The following is a 14793-nucleotide window of genomic DNA, read 5'->3' on the forward strand; positions in this document are numbered from 1 at the left end:
ACTTCCATGCGAACCCCTGGGAGGTCGAACACKTGGCGAATGTCTACTTGAAGTGGATCGACMTGTTCTAAAGAGTGACCACATCCTTTGCATTGGGTCACACGGTGAAGGACTCGATGGTCAGGATTCGGTGCTTGGCGGAGCGTCGTTCCTTGGTGCCCTGGCTGTCCTCCCGGCCGTTTCTCCGACGGTTGGCGAGAAGGAGATTTCGCCCCAAACCGGTCAGAGGACGGCGGTAAATGACTATTCGTACTGTTTTTTTTCGTACGGGCTTCTAATTCTGCAATACGTGCTTTCAATTGCTGGTTTTCTTGTCTTAACTGTTTATTTTCGTTGATGAGTTTTTCGATGGTCTGTGCTTGACGTTCGATGTTTGCCACCATGCTTTCGAGTGTGAAGACCGCTTCTTGGAAGCCAAAAGCAACATTTGCCATTGTGTTCACCTCCCATGTCTATGATGGTAATTAGTATAGACAAGGAAGGTACGAACAAACCGGCTCTCGTAAATTTTTTCTATGTACGGGCTGAATAGTTACTTGGGACAACTGTTTTTATATATTTGTGATCGCTAGACAAGGGCGGGAAAATTCAATGCCGAAATGGTGAATGATCCGCGCGGGCGACCGCAATGAACTTATTCCGCTTTGGATTACTATTGCCGTTGCAGAAAATCGATGTTCCCGAATAAGGTGGTTTTGCGCCTTGCGTGGACGTAAGATCGACCTTCCATAAACACAGCAAGGGGGCGGGGGCTTTTCATGCCATTCAAAAGCACGGTCAGCATTATATGACAAACAGATGTTCATGAAAATTACAGTAAGCGAGCGAGAAAGCCCAGTCCTTTAGGGTTGGGATGAAAGCGGGCATAACGATATAATAAACATGAGGAGGCGACAACGATGCCCGCCATCACTTGCCTGTGAGGGATGAACGTTGGAAGTCGTAACCTATACCTTCTATTCGATTGTTTCCGAACGAAGTGGGATTCGGCTGATGGATGCGGATTGGAGCGATCGGTACGGGTGGTTGGCCGTGCAAAAACATCACAACCGGATGGAGTGTGTAGCGAATGGAGTTGTGTTCCATCCAGACGTGGCTGTTCGGTTTCCCATCATTCGCTGGGTCGACAGCGAGCGCTTTTTGCTGGCTGATGCGAGAAGTGACGGAATCAGCCATAATGTGTTTTTGGTAGATTTGCATGGAAATGTACAACATTCATTTTGCGGAGGCGACGGGATTGAAGACATAGCGGTTGGAAAAGAAGGGATATGGATCAGCTACTTTGATGAAGGCGTGTTTGGCAAAGGAATTTCGGCGGAAGGATTGGTTTTGTTTCGATTGGACGGTTCTCCGATATTCCAATATCATTCCCATTTGACAGACCGCCCCATGATCATTGACTGCTATGCGATTTGCAAAGGGAGATCCTCGACATTATGGCTTTTTCCTTATAACGATTTTTCGCTGATCCATTTGGACCCCTGCGCCAAAGCCATGCAAAGATATGAAGTGCCTGAACCGTTGCACGGATCGACAGCTCTATGTGTTAGGGGAAAATATGCGTATTTTTGCAACAGCTATCATTTAAAGGAGGAACTGTACAGCTGGGACATCGGAAACGGAAAGCTGGAGAAAATCGGGCGTATTCAAGGGGTTGCTAGGGGACTGGGGCCAAAGGAAACGAGCCACTTTATAAGTGTCGACGGTGATTCAGCGAGTGTGCATACGATCATGAATCCATCGGAATATGAATATTCAGCGCCACATTTCGCACCTTCTTGACAAAAATCGGGAGGATTTGTTCATTCCGATGTCGAATGAATCCTTGACACGCAAGGGAAGCAAAGAGGGTTGCACCTATGGACGTTCGCATTCGCTAAGATCTTGGTCTTCCGCCATTGATTGACCGGCTGGGTGCGGTGGACTCTCAATGCCAAGCTCGTGCTGGTGATGGCGTTCAGTTGCTCACAAAGTCCTTTGTTCTTCCTCTTGTTAAGGTGCGAAATGTGAGCTGGAAAGTCGGTGAGTATATGGTTGCCTGGTTACCTTTTGCCTTGGAGAAACTGATGGGTGACCAGCTTTTGATATAAACGATGGGTAGCCAGCAATAATTCATGGTTCCCCTGTCCAGTAATGCGCCCGTCTTCGACAACGAAGATCGTGTCTGCATCGGTGACGGTAGAAAGCCGATGGGCAATAATCAACGTCGTTCGACCTTTCATCACGTTTTTCAGCGCTTCTTGCACTAGGCTTTCTGAGTCGCTGTCCAAGTTAGAAGTGGCTTCATCTAATAGCAGGAGTTTTGGGTTTTTTAAGATGGCTCGAGCAATCGCAATACGTTGTCTCTGCCCCCCTGAAAGCTTGATCCCTCGTTCGCCGACTTCTGTTTCATAGCCATTCGGCAATTTTTGAATAAATTCGTGAGCGTTGGCCAGCCGAGCGGCCTGTTCGATTTCTTCATGCTCAGGCATGCTTTCTAATCCATAACAAATATTTTCCCGAATGGTGCCTGACAAAATGGGAATATCTTGAGAAACGTAGCCAATCGCTTGCCGCCATTTTTGTAAATCGATTTCATGGATAGGTACGTTTCCTAACAAGATTTGTCCTTCATCTGGCAGATAAAAGCGTTCAATCAGTGAAAAAATGGTTGTTTTTCCGCCGCCGCTGGGGCCAACAAAAGCGTAAGTTTTGCCTGGCTCAATAGTAAAATGAATGCCTTTTAGCACCGGTTTATCTTGATGATAAGAAAAGGAAACATGTTTGAACTGCAATGTTTGATTGAAGTCGGGTTCTTTTTGTGAGCCCAGCAGTTCCCGTTGCTCTTGAAAGATTTCATTAATCCGCTCTGTAGCCCCCAATGCTTTTTGAAAGGTGGTGAAAAAGGAAGCTGTAGCAGTGAAAGGCATGACAATTTGAAAAATATAAATGATGATGGCCACAAGCTCTCCCGCCGTCAAATGCCCGGATGCAACCCGGGCGCCGCCATAACCGACAATGATCACGACAACGAGCATCATGACGGTGGCAATCATCGGTGAGATGACCGCATAGACTTTCGCTTCTTTCAAACCGAAGTTCATTAAATTTTTGATCTCTTGATCTCCTTTTTCTGCTTCCATGTGTTGACCATTATAAGATTTCACGAGACGGATATCTTGCAAGATCCGGCCAAGATGTCCCGAAAACTTGGCCAGTTCATCTTGCGTGCGCAAAGAAATTTGATGCATCTTTCTTCCCAACGGCATGATGATGAGCATAGCAGCGGGAACGGCCAAAAAGATAAAGAGAGTAATTCGCCAATCAATCATAATCAGTAAAATGATGGAACCGATCACAGAGACAATGCCACTAAAAAATGTGACGAGATGGTTGGAAATAAGCAATTTGATGACTGCTGTATCTTGAGTAATGCGGCTCATCGTTTCCCCCGATTCATAGCGGTCAAAAAAGGAAACAGGCAAATGAAGGATGTGGTTCCATAATCGACTTCGAATCTTGGCTACTAGAGCTTCTCCGGCATACGACATGAGATAAAACGAGATGCCGCCTGCCGCCGTTTGAACGAAAAAAGCAGATAAGAGCCAAAAAATTTGTTGCCACTTCATTCCGCCATGGGCTAAGAGATCAATAAAGTCTTTCGTAAACAGAGGGATGATCAACCCAGCCCCGCTTTCAATCAATCCAAGAATGAGGGCCAAAGCAATGAGCGATTTGTTCAATTTTCCTTGTTTGAGCAAATACCAAAATGGTTTCGGACTGCCTTGTTTCGTTTCGATCCTATTTTTCATATCCACTGTTCTCTCCTTCCTTTGATTCCTTCATATCTATACCCATGTGCTCAAGACGTTGCATGTAGTCATCCATCGCTTGTTCAAGCCACTGCTTCTCTTCTTTGGAAAAGGGGAGGGGACTAAGGACATCCCATTCTTCTTTCCACTCAAAAGAATCCCATTGGTTCTGGTTAAGTAGCTCGGTAATCTTTTCAACGGTCTCCAAGCTCAAAAGACCAAAAGTAGAGCGCAGGAACGTTTCAATCATGTGCTGTACGTCAGGGTGGTCGGTGGGGAGTCCGTACAGTTCGTGAACTTGTTTGACGAATTGGGCATAGGATTTGATCATTTCGTTCTCTTTTTGCTTGAGTTCTTCATTATGGAAGATGGCATCAACCGTTTCTTGGTCTAGGTAATGTGTCATCAATCGTTTTTGATCATCCTCTGTTTGAATGCTGCGGATTAAACTCATCAAGAGAAGGCTGTCAATTTCTCCTTCTTCCTCTAAAAGGGTGATGGCATATTCAATGGCTTGAATGGATCTTTCTAACTGTCTTCGTTTTTGTTCTAGCATGTTTTTTTCTAGCATCAACGTTTCTTTTAAGGTAAGGTCATATGTTGGTTGGTGAATATATTGTCGAATCTCTTCCAAGCTAAGCCCGATAAACTTCAAACTCATAATTTTGTGCAATTGAAGAATGTCCTCTTCCGTATAGATTCGATGTCCTGATGACGGATCTTTCGTTGGCTGCAGCAGTCCAATTTCATCATAATACCGCAATGTCCGGATGGATACACCTGTCTTTTTGGCGATTTCGCCGATCGAATACGTCTCCATGACAGTTGTCCCCCTTCTTTCTTTTGCTAGTCTCTCCCTTATCATACACCCTAACGCAACTGGAGGTTCAAGGGGGAACTGTTTATTCATCCTCGTTCCCAGCATGAACGGTCGTTGCCGTTTGTATGACGGCAGCCGTGAGGAAAGAGGGAGATCAATGCGGATTTTTTCTATACGCTGTTTTTCTCTTTACATCCACCGACTTTCCCATTTATAATCGTATCTAGAATAACCGCTGCCGTTCATGCGGATGGCCGGTCAAGAAAGGAGCGGCGTTGCGCCGCTCCTTTTGCATTCATGGCGATGGATAGGAGAGAATGTTTTGTATTCGAGAATGGCCTTATTTATCATCTCGCAACGAGAAGACCCCCACTTCCACGCGTGAGCGGAAGTGGGCGGGGATGGTTTTCAGGGGGGAGGAAAATTGGACGGATAATGGAACTATTCTGATTAAGAAGAGGAGGTGGTGATCATGATGATGTCGAATAAAGATTATCAAGAAATGATGAAAAAAGTACGGTAAACCGCTGAAAGAAATTATGTACGAACTTTGTGTGATTCGAGATGTTGTTCCTTCGGAAAGGGGCAAGTGAGCTAGGTGTGCCGAAAAGCACATTTTTGTCATGGAGAAATAAATTTCGCTTTGGCCCCAATCAGTTGATAAGCGGGAGATGAATGTCGGTTGGCGTCCGCCAAAATGCATGATAACATGATAAAATAAATGTGTATCATGTTCTTTGTGAACTGGACATATGGGGTTGCATGGAGAAAATCCAATGCGAAAACCAAGCAAAGCCTTCCATGCGTAAAATATCCAAGGCGCGAAAGAACTCCGAATCGTCGGATGCCTAGGGTTGGGACGACCTGAAGTTACGCTCAGGGAGACGAAAGGCTGCTTTCGTCGTGGAACTGAGAAGCTCCCACTTCAAGCAAAGCTAAGTGGGAGCAGTTCATTGAAGCATATAAAAGATACTGTGGTTTTGATATTGCCTCCTCTTTTTGGAGTGCTTTTCTTCAGCACGCTGAAAAAGGCAATGAGACAGTTTGGCGCTGATATCGCTCAAGCGGGTTACAGCTCTTCGGTGTGCTTGCTTCGCATGAAATGGACTCAACCTGTTGATTTATGAGCTGCTTCAGAAGATCGTTGAATTTCATATTCACGATAAGGCGGGGTATACGAGTTTTTGGAGAAGATGAGAAACGATATGCCGGGGGGATGACGATGAATGTGATTGACCCATCGAAGCGGGAAATTTGGCGCCGGTTTGTCCAAGAGGGAACGTTAGATCAAGCGAGAATAAGCAAAAGAATTGAAGAGTCGTGGTATCTTTGCCGCCAGAAAAACGTGGATCCTTATGATGGGAAAGGGAAAATGTTTTTGACTGGCCGTTTATTGATGGAAAGAAGGGAAAGAAATCAAAGGTTGCTCCGTTGTGGTGTTCCGATTTTGGAGAAGCTGCAACAATTATTTCAAGAAATTCCTGCGATTTTTCTCTTTATCGATAAAGAAGGGTATGTGTTGTGGGCTAAAGGACATCAACAGGCGATGAAAAAGGCGAAAGAAATCAATTTTTTAGAGGGAGTCAAATGGACGGAGGAGGAAGTTGGGACGAATGCCATTGGTACAGCCTTAAGGACGAGAGAACCGATTGCGGTTGTCGGACTCGATCACTATGCAGTTGCTTCCCAACAATGGGTTTGTTCCGCGGCTCCGATTTACGATGAAAACAAAGAGTTTCTTGGTATCATTGATATGTCCTACCCAATCTATCACGGTTTGTCCGACGCTCAAGACTATGTACTTGCTACGATTGTCGCCGCCTCCTACACCATTGAGCAGCAACTGCGAATCCAACAGAAAGAAAATCTATTGGAACTTTTCCGCCACGGTTTTCAAATGGAAGATTCGGCTTCTTACTCAGTTGTATGTGATGATCAAGAGAACATTGTGTGGGCCAATCATCGCTTGCGTTCATTCTGTTCCAGCACCATCGACCAGCCGTTGCAACAATTTTGCCAACGAACGTGGAAAGTCTTCTCCAAAGTTCCCATTTTTTCTTCAGTTTACGGTCATCTTATCGGCTATAAAGTAACTTTGCAAAAAGCACAAGACGAGGAGGCTTTTTCTTGCTCCCTGCCATCATTCCGCTTTGACGGGGTGATTGGAACAAGTCCGTCTTTTGCTGCTGTGTTAAGAAGTTGCTCCAAAGTCGCTAAAACGGATGCAACGGTTTATCTTGCAGGAGAAACAGGGACGGGAAAAGAGTTGATTGCTCGGGCGATTCATCAAAACAGCCTGCGGAAGGATGGCCCATTTGTCGCCGTCAATTGCGGAGCGGTTCCGAAAGAGCTCATCGGGAGCGAATTGTTTGGGTATGTGGAAGGGGCGTTTACTGGCGCAAAGCGGACAGGGTATATGGGAAAATTTGTCCAAGCTCACGGTGGAACGCTTTTCCTAGACGAGATCGGTGAAATTCCACTAGAAATGCAAGTAGCTTTGTTAAGAGTGTTGCAAGAAAGAGAAGTCGTGCCAATTGGCGGAACCAAACCGATTTCTGTTGATGTTCGGGTCATCACAGCCACACACCGCGATTTGTATGAGTTGGTAAAGAAAGGGAAGTTGCGAGAAGATCTGTTTTATCGTTTGCATGTATATCCGATCAAGCTCCCAGCGTTAAGGGAGCGGAAAGAGGATATCCCGTTTTTTGTTGACTACTATTGCCGAAAAAACGGTTGGAATGTTTGTTTGCCTAATTCAGTGATGAACTTATTGATGGACTATTATTGGCCTGGGAACATCAGGGAATTATTTAATGTGTTGGAACGAATGAGAATTGAGTATGGAGAGGCAGTCCCCCCGATTTCTGAAATAAAGTCAATGCTTGTAGCGTTGAAGAACGACGAGAAGGGAAGAGGCGAGCTTACCTATCGGGAGCAGGTGGAAAAAGAACAAATGATGAACATGCTTGAAGAGACGAAAGGAAATATTAGCAAGATGGCGGAGCTATTAGGCATTTCTCGCAGCACGTGCTACCGCAAGCTGAAAAAGTACAAATTGATTTGAAATAAAACAAAATGACACAGATTGATGCAAAGGGGTAAAAAAGAGGGATATGAAGCATTTAAGAAAGCGCTTACAACAAGGGGGTGTAAGCGCTTTTTTGTTGGCATGGAGTTTGCTTTAGATAAATAACGAAACTACTTAAAACAAAGGGAGGTTTCTGTATGGCTGTTGCTCGATCACAATCCATCGTTCTTACGAAAGAAAAGGCTAAATGGATGTATCAGAAAATGCAGGAAATTCGCCAATTTGAGGACAAGGTGCATGAAATTTTCAGCAGGGGAGTGCTGCCTGGTTTCGTTCATTTATATGCGGGGGAGGAGGCCGTGGCGGTAGGGGTTTGCGCCCATTTGACGGAAAAGGACTACATTACGAGCACCCATCGCGGACACGGACATTGCATCGCTAAAGAATGTGATGTCAACGGAATGATGGCTGAAATTTATGGGAAAGCGACGGGGTTGTGCAAAGGAAAAGGGGGATCGATGCATATCGCTGACGTTTCCAAGGGGATGCTTGGCGCGAATGGCATCGTCGGCGGAGGATTTCCTCTCGCTGTCGGAGCTGGACTGACGGCAAAACTAAAGAAAACAGGCTCTGTCGCCGTTTGCTTCTTTGGAGACGGGGCAAACAACCATGGCACCTTCCATGAAGGAATTAATTTGGCGGCCATTTGGAAATTGCCGGTCATCTTTGTAGCCGAGAACAATGGATATGCGGAGTCGACTCCGTTTGAATATGCATCCAGTTGCCGAAACATTGCCGACCGTGCTGCGGCATACAACATTCCGGGGGAAGTTGTCGATGGCAAGGATGTCATCGCTGTATACGAGGCGGCAAAAAGAGCCATTGAACGAGCTCGCAACGGCGAGGGGCCGACCTTGATCGAATGCAAAACATATCGAAACTATGGGCATTTTGAGGGAGATGCACAAACATATAAGTCATTGGAAGAGAAGCAAAAACATTTGCAAGAGTTGGATGCCATTGTGAAGTTTCGCGAGTATCTCCTTGTCAATCAGTTATGTTCTGAACAAGAGCTCGCAGAGATCGAACAAATCGTCGCCAAAGCGATTGAAAAAGCAGTGGAGTTTGCCGAAAACAGCCCGTTTCCGACGGAAGAAGATTTGTTGCGGGATGTCTATGTTTCTTATTAAAACAGAAACGGTTTAGGAGGGAAACAGAATGGCGAGAACGATTTCTTTCTCAGCGGCGCTGAACGAAGCGATGAGACTAGCCATGAGAAAAGATGAACATGTCATTTTGTTGGGCGAAGATGTTGCGGGAGGCGCAACAGTCGATCATTTACAAGACGACGAAGCTTGGGGAGGGGTCATGGGAGTCACGAAAGGGCTCGTGCAGGAATTCGGCAGGGAACGCGTATTAGATACGCCGATTGCCGAGGCCGGGTACATTGGAGCGGCGGTTACTGCGGCGGCAACGGGTTTAAGACCGATTGCGGAGTTGATGTTTAACGATTTTATCGGCAGCTGCTTAGATGAAGTAATGAACCAAGCGGCCAAACTTCGCTATATGTTCGGCGGAAAAGCGAAAGTGCCATTAACGATTCGGACGATGCATGGCGCTGGATTTCGGGCGGCGGCGCAGCACTCGCAAAGTTTGTACGCCCTTTTTACCCACATTCCAGGGTTGAAAGTTGTCGTTCCTTCCACTCCTGCCGACGCTAAGGGTCTTTTGCTTGCTTCGATTTTTGATGATGATCCTGTCATCTTTTTTGAAGATAAAACGCTCTATAACATGAAAGGAGAAGTGGAAGAAGGGTTTTATACGATCCCATTCGGAATAGCGGATATTAAAAGACAAGGCGATGATTTAACGATTGTCGCTATCGGCAAGCAAGTGCATACCGCCTTGAAGGCGGCAGCGATATTGCAGGAAAGAGGCGTTGAAGCAGAAGTAATTGATCCACGGACATTGTCCCCGCTTGATGAGAACACGATTCTGTCGTCTGTAGCGAAGACAGGACGGCTCATTGTTGTTGACGAGGCGAATCCTCGCTGCAGTGTCGCTGCTGATATTTCGGCTCTTGTAGCAGACAAAGGGTTTGACTATTTGGACGCGCCTATTAAAAGGATTACTGCTCCGCATTGCCCTGTGCCATTTTCACCGGCATTAGAGGATCTTTACTTGCCGACGCCGGAGAAGGTACTGCGTGCTGCGGCGGAAATTATAGGAGACGAAACGATTGTGCCAGTATAAATGATAGAGCGTGTTGCCTTGGTTGTACGCGGCAACACGCGTTCTTTGCATTGCATTTATTTGAAAAAGGGGGAGAGAAAACGTGGCCGTTGAGATTATTATGCCAAAGCTAGGAATGAGCATGGAAGAGGGAACGGTGGTAGAGTGGCTGAAGAAAAAGGGAGATCCAGTGAAAAAGGGAGAATCGATCGTCGTCATTAGTTCTGACAAAATCGAAAAGGATATCGAAGCGCCGCAAGACGGAGTATTATTAGAAATTATTGTTCAACAAGATGAAACAGCGGAAGTAGGGAAAGTGATTGGTTACATCGGACAAGAAGGTGAAGTTTTGAAGGAAGCTGACCGTGAATCGGTAGCAATCGGTATGAAAGAGGAAATCGAGGCAATATCCGAAACTATGTTACGGGTTTCTCCTGCTGCTCGAAAATTAGCACATGAAGCGGGAATAGATTTGCGTCGTGTTTCAGGTTCAGGACCAAAAGGGAGAATTACGAGAGCAGATGTAGAAAAGGCTATTCAAACTAGACAGGCGTCTTCACAACTAGAAAGCGAGGAGCAAAGGTTTACACAAATAAATAAGGAAGCCATCAACACATCAGAAAGTATAAACCTTAAGAAAAAAATGTCGGGACAAATAAGTGAGATGGCAATAGAACAAAAAGACGTTACGGTAAAACCGATAACAGGTATGCGGAAAGTCATTGCAACAAGAATGTTTGCAAGCCTTCATCAGACAGCTCAGCTGACCATTCATATGAAAGCAGATATTACAAAATTAATGGAAGTGAATGAAAATATTAAAAATGAATTGCGCGATGAGTCAACGATAAAATTCACGATTACTGATTTTATTGCTCGCGCAGTGATTTTATCACTGCGAACACATAAGCAAATGAACAGTCTTTATCAAGACGGACGTATTTATACGTATGATTCTGTTCATTTAGGAATTGCCGTTGCAGTGGAAAACGGCCTCGTTGTTCCAGTCATCCGCTATGCGGAGAAGCTTTCTTTAAAAGAAATTTCGCAAAAAATTAAGGAATTAAGTACCAGGGCAAGGGAGGGAGCATTAAGCAGTGAAGAAATGACAGGTTCGACGTTCACGATTACAAGTTTAGGAGCTTACGGTGTTGAATTTTTTACACCAGTGCTGAATCCTCCAGAAATAGGAATTCTTGGAGTGGGAACAGCTGACGATGTTCCTGTTTTTGTAGAAGACACTGTTCAAAAGAGAAAAAAATTACCGTTAAGCTTAACATTTGACCATCAAGTGATCGACGGAGCGCCTGCAAGTCAGTTTCTTGGCATGATTAAACATTATTTAGAGAATCCATATAAATTATTGTACTCATAATTTTTGGCGGCATGGCATGAGATATGGCGTTGAGAATGAAGCCGTTGGATGAGGAAATAGGAGATGGGAGAGTAGCGAAATGATAACTAGTGATTTTGCAATTGCAACGGAAACACTTATTGTTGGAGCAGGTCCGGGGGGATATGTAGCAGCCATCCGAGCCGCGCAATTAGGTCAAAAAGTAACGATTGTAGAAAAGGGAAAACTTGGTGGAGCATGCTTAAACGTAGGATGTATTCCATCCAAGGCCCTTATTTCGGCAAGTCATCGTTATGTGATGGCAAAACATTCTGAAAAAATGGGGATTAAAGCGGAAAATGTCACGGTTGACTTTTCAAAAGTCCAAGAATGGAAAACCAGCATTGTAAAAAAATTGACCGATGGTGTTGAGGGACTGTTGAAAGGGAATAACGTCGAAATTGTCTATGGCGAAGCATATTTTGTGGATGCGAACACGGTGCGTATTATGGCAGAAAACCATGTACAAACATATGAATTTCAAAACGCGATTATTGCAACAGGCTCGAGGCCAGTTGAACTGCCTAATTTTCCATTTTCGAAGCGTGTTATTGATTCCACTGGCGCTTTGAACTTGCCGGAAATCCCGAAATCGCTTGTGGTGATCGGTGGCGGTTATATTGGTACGGAATTAGGGACGGCATATGCGAACTTCGGAACGAAAGTAATCATTGTAGAAAGCGCAGATGAAATTTTACCGGGATTCGAAAAACAAATGAGCGCGATTGTTAAACAGCGATTGAAGAAAAAAGGCGTTGATATTTTTGTCAATGCTCTTGCCAAAGAGATTGAAGAGTGTGAAGATGGTGTGACAGTGACAGTTGAAGTAAAAGGAGAAGTAAAAAAAGTTGTTGCTGACTACGTTCTTATCGCAGTAGGCCGGCGCCCGAATACGGACAAAATGGGTATAGAGAAAATAGGTGTGAAAACGACCGATCACGGGTTTATTGAAGTAAACAAACAATGTCGGACGAGCGTACCGAATATTTACGCTATCGGCGATGTCGTACAGGGGCCTCCTCTTGCTCATAAAGCTTCTTATGAAGGAAAAATAGCTGCTGAAGCGATTGCAGGTTTTCATTCGCAAATCAGCTATCTAGCTATGCCGATGGTTGTCTTTTCGGATCCGGAGTGTGCATCTGTCGGTTATTTTGAATGGCAAGCGGAAGAAATGGGAATTGATGTAATGACAGCGACATTCCCTTTTGCAGCTAACGGTCGAGCTCTTGTTTTAGATGAAGCGGACGGTTTTATGAAGCTTGTCGTTCGTAAAGAAGACAACGTTGTCATCGGGGCGCAAGTTGTTGGTCCAAACGCCTCAGACATGATTGCAGAGCTGGGGGTTGTCATTGAAGCGGGGATGACGGCGGAAGATATCGCTGTAACGGTTCATGCCCACCCAACACTGGGAGAGATAGCGATGGAAACAGCAGAAGCAGTTCTTGGTACACCTATTCACATTATAAATCGTAGATGAGCTGTTAGAGGGAATGGAAGATATCAGCATTTAGGAAAAAAGACAGGAACTATTCCGTTGAACAATCTTATTTTGACAGAAAGACAAATGACAAGCATTATTGCGTATCGTAACATTTTCCTACGAGTCATTCAACTAATTGCGAACGGTCAAATAAAAGCTTTGGATCTAGTTGCCAAAATTATCAGTTTAGATGAAATCGTATCAGAAGGTTTTGAAGCACTAACAAAGGATAAAAATCAAATTAAAATTTTGGTCAATCCATCTATATAGACTCCCATGACGGAAAAATTCGTCACCAACGGAAGGATGAAAATGCCCCTCTATATTTTGCACATTTTAGAATTCGGGTATTTTCAGGATAGATGCAATGAAAAAGTTTACCATATCCTTGACGAAAAAGTTGCGTGTCTATTTTTTCGTCTGTCGGAGGCAAGCCACAGGCTTGCCTTCGTCACGCCTTGGCGTGACGGAAGACCGAACACCCCCCCTCTGGAAGCGGCGTTGTTCGGTCGCCCGACAGTCGATCAGTTTCTCCTCCTCTTTTTCCACGACATGCACGAGCATATCGATTTCCGCCATTTGTCCTTTTTGTCCGAAGAACTGTTCACCGATGTGACCATAGGAGAAAAATACCGCGTCGATCTGTTGGTCGAGACGAAGCTGAAAGGGGAAGACGGGTTGATCATCGTTCATATGGAAAACCAAAGCTATGTGCAGCCGTCGTTTTCGGAGCACATGTTCCTCTATTTCAGCCGTTTGTTTGAAAAATACCGCATCCGCATTGTTCCCATTGCCGTCTTCAGCTATGACGCCCTCCGTGATGAACCGTCCGTGTTTTCGATTGAGTTTCCCTTTGGCGAGGTGCTGCAGTTCCGCTTTTTCCCGGTGGAGCTGCGCAAGAAACATTGGCGGGATTATATTCGGCATGACAATCCGATTGCGGCTGCCCTCCTCAGCAAAATGGGGTATACTGAAAGTGAGAAAGTCGAGTTGAAAAAAGAGTTTTTGCGCATGTTGGTGCGATTGGAGCTGGATGAAGCGAGGCAGCGGCTGCTCTTGGGCTTTTTTGAAACGTATGTGAAGTTGTCGGAGGAGGAAGAGCAACAACTGCGAAGCGAGGTGAAGGCGATGGAAACGAAAGAAAAAGAGAAAGTGCTGGAGCTGTTGATTTCGTATGAACAAAAAGGACGGAAAGAAGGGCTGGAAGAAGGGATCCAACAAGGGATGAAAGAAGGCATGAAGCAGGGAATAAAACAAGGGATGAAACAAGGAATGAAGCGGCTCGTCTGCAACATGGCGCGCAAAGGAATGACGGCGGAAGAAATTGCTCGGTTGGTCGATCTTTCGGAAGAAGAAGTTCATAGCTTGCTTAAGGACTAGATGAAAGGGAATAGGGGCGCGAGGGAGAGCCAAAAGTTCTATGAACACTCTACTTGGTCTTGATCGATTGAAGCAAATCAGTTCATCATTGAAGTAACAAGCTTGCCACTCCATTGTGTTTTTGGGTGTATTGAGTGTGTGGTTACCTCAATGATGGCCGAAAACAACAGGGGTGGCAAGCTTTTTTTACAGGCGTGTTGATTAACCAATAAAAACCAGATGAGAAGGCTCTGTTCCTAGCTTTTCTGCCGTAGTCGGCAAGCGGTTCGCTTGCCGACTGGGCATGCTGTCGCATGCCCTCCTCGAACAATGAACGCTTTGGGGCTGACCCAAAAGATTGTCCTTCTTCACGCAAGATACAATATATAGTTTTGTTAGGGCGTTTTTCGTGTATATATGGTGATCAGAAAGGGTGTCCCGTTACTTTTGGGACACCCTCCGGCGTTCTTGTTCGAGGGAAGAGGCAGAAAAGCTTGTGTTCAGCCATATGATTCTGTGTTTTTTAGTAAAATAATGGATAATCAACACTCGTGCTTTTTTTATTCAAACCGCTGAAATTCAACGAAAAACTGTGAGTGTGGAGGATAAACTTTTGATAATACCAGCCCAAGAAAGGGAGCAGCATCGCGCCGCTCTTTTTGTATTTTTGACAGGTTGACAAAATTCGAC

At 45.1% G+C, this 14793-nt stretch carries 11 protein-coding genes; 8 read left to right on the forward strand and 3 right to left on the reverse strand.

Annotation, left to right across the window (positions count from 1 at the left end; all coding sequences use genetic code 11):
* Positions 1 to 434: DUF6444 domain-containing protein (locus B1A75_RS14910; protein WP_254866643.1), on the reverse strand; the 434-nt coding region annotated here is incomplete at its 3' end.
* A gap of 499 nt (positions 435 to 933) precedes the next feature.
* Here B1A75_RS14910 and B1A75_RS14915 point away from each other — a divergent pair.
* A complete protein-coding gene (locus tag B1A75_RS14915; protein WP_079936429.1) occupies positions 934 to 1782 on the forward strand; it encodes a hypothetical protein in 849 nt (282 codons plus the stop codon).
* Positions 1783 to 2042: 260 nt separating this feature from the next.
* Here B1A75_RS14915 and B1A75_RS14920 read toward each other — a convergent pair whose 3' ends face one another.
* Both B1A75_RS14920 and B1A75_RS14925 read right to left on the reverse strand, forming a co-directional pair.
* Positions 2043 to 3791, reverse strand: a complete 1749-nt coding sequence (locus B1A75_RS14920) for an ABC transporter ATP-binding protein (RefSeq protein ID WP_079936430.1) — start codon at positions 3789 to 3791, stop codon at positions 2043 to 2045.
* On the reverse strand, positions 3781 to 4611 hold the full coding sequence (locus tag B1A75_RS14925; RefSeq protein WP_176202426.1) for a MerR family transcriptional regulator: 831 nt from the start codon (positions 4609 to 4611) through the stop codon (positions 3781 to 3783). Before B1A75_RS14925 ends, B1A75_RS14920 begins: the two co-directional genes overlap by 11 nt.
* A gap of 1222 nt (positions 4612 to 5833) precedes the next feature.
* Here B1A75_RS14925 and B1A75_RS14935 point away from each other — a divergent pair.
* The 7 genes from B1A75_RS14935 (at position 5834) to B1A75_RS14965 (ending at position 14124) form a co-directional block, all read left to right on the forward strand.
* Entirely contained in the window at positions 5834 to 7675 is a 1842-nt protein-coding gene (locus B1A75_RS14935) for a sigma-54-dependent Fis family transcriptional regulator (protein WP_079936432.1), read from the forward strand.
* Between the two features lie 161 nt (positions 7676 to 7836).
* Positions 7837 to 8829 carry a thiamine pyrophosphate-dependent dehydrogenase E1 component subunit alpha gene (locus tag B1A75_RS14940; protein WP_079936433.1) on the forward strand — a complete coding sequence of 331 codons (993 nt, stop codon included), beginning with the start codon at positions 7837 to 7839 and terminating at the stop codon, positions 8827 to 8829.
* Between the two features lie 28 nt (positions 8830 to 8857).
* A complete protein-coding gene (locus B1A75_RS14945; RefSeq protein WP_020753733.1) occupies positions 8858 to 9892 on the forward strand; it encodes an alpha-ketoacid dehydrogenase subunit beta in 1035 nt (344 codons plus the stop codon).
* Between the two features lie 82 nt (positions 9893 to 9974).
* Positions 9975 to 11246: a dihydrolipoamide acetyltransferase family protein gene (locus tag B1A75_RS14950; RefSeq protein ID WP_079936434.1), complete on the forward strand. Its 1272-nt coding sequence runs from the start codon at positions 9975 to 9977 to the stop codon at positions 11244 to 11246.
* Between the two features lie 79 nt (positions 11247 to 11325).
* Positions 11326 to 12741 carry a dihydrolipoyl dehydrogenase gene (gene lpdA / locus B1A75_RS14955; RefSeq protein ID WP_079936435.1) on the forward strand — a complete coding sequence of 472 codons (1416 nt, stop codon included), beginning with the start codon at positions 11326 to 11328 and terminating at the stop codon, positions 12739 to 12741.
* Positions 12742 to 12798: 57 nt separating this feature from the next.
* Positions 12799 to 13014 carry a hypothetical protein gene (locus B1A75_RS14960; protein ID WP_079936436.1) on the forward strand — a complete coding sequence of 72 codons (216 nt, stop codon included), beginning with the start codon at positions 12799 to 12801 and terminating at the stop codon, positions 13012 to 13014.
* Between the two features lie 282 nt (positions 13015 to 13296).
* Positions 13297 to 14124, forward strand: a complete 828-nt coding sequence (locus B1A75_RS14965; protein WP_254866644.1) for an RpnC/YadD family protein — start codon at positions 13297 to 13299, stop codon at positions 14122 to 14124.
* Positions 14125 to 14793: the final 669 nt, after the last annotated feature.

It is taken from the genome of Geobacillus sp. LEMMY01, from assembly GCF_002042905.1.
Taxonomy (GTDB): Bacteria; Bacillota; Bacilli; order Bacillales; family Anoxybacillaceae; genus Geobacillus; species Geobacillus proteiniphilus.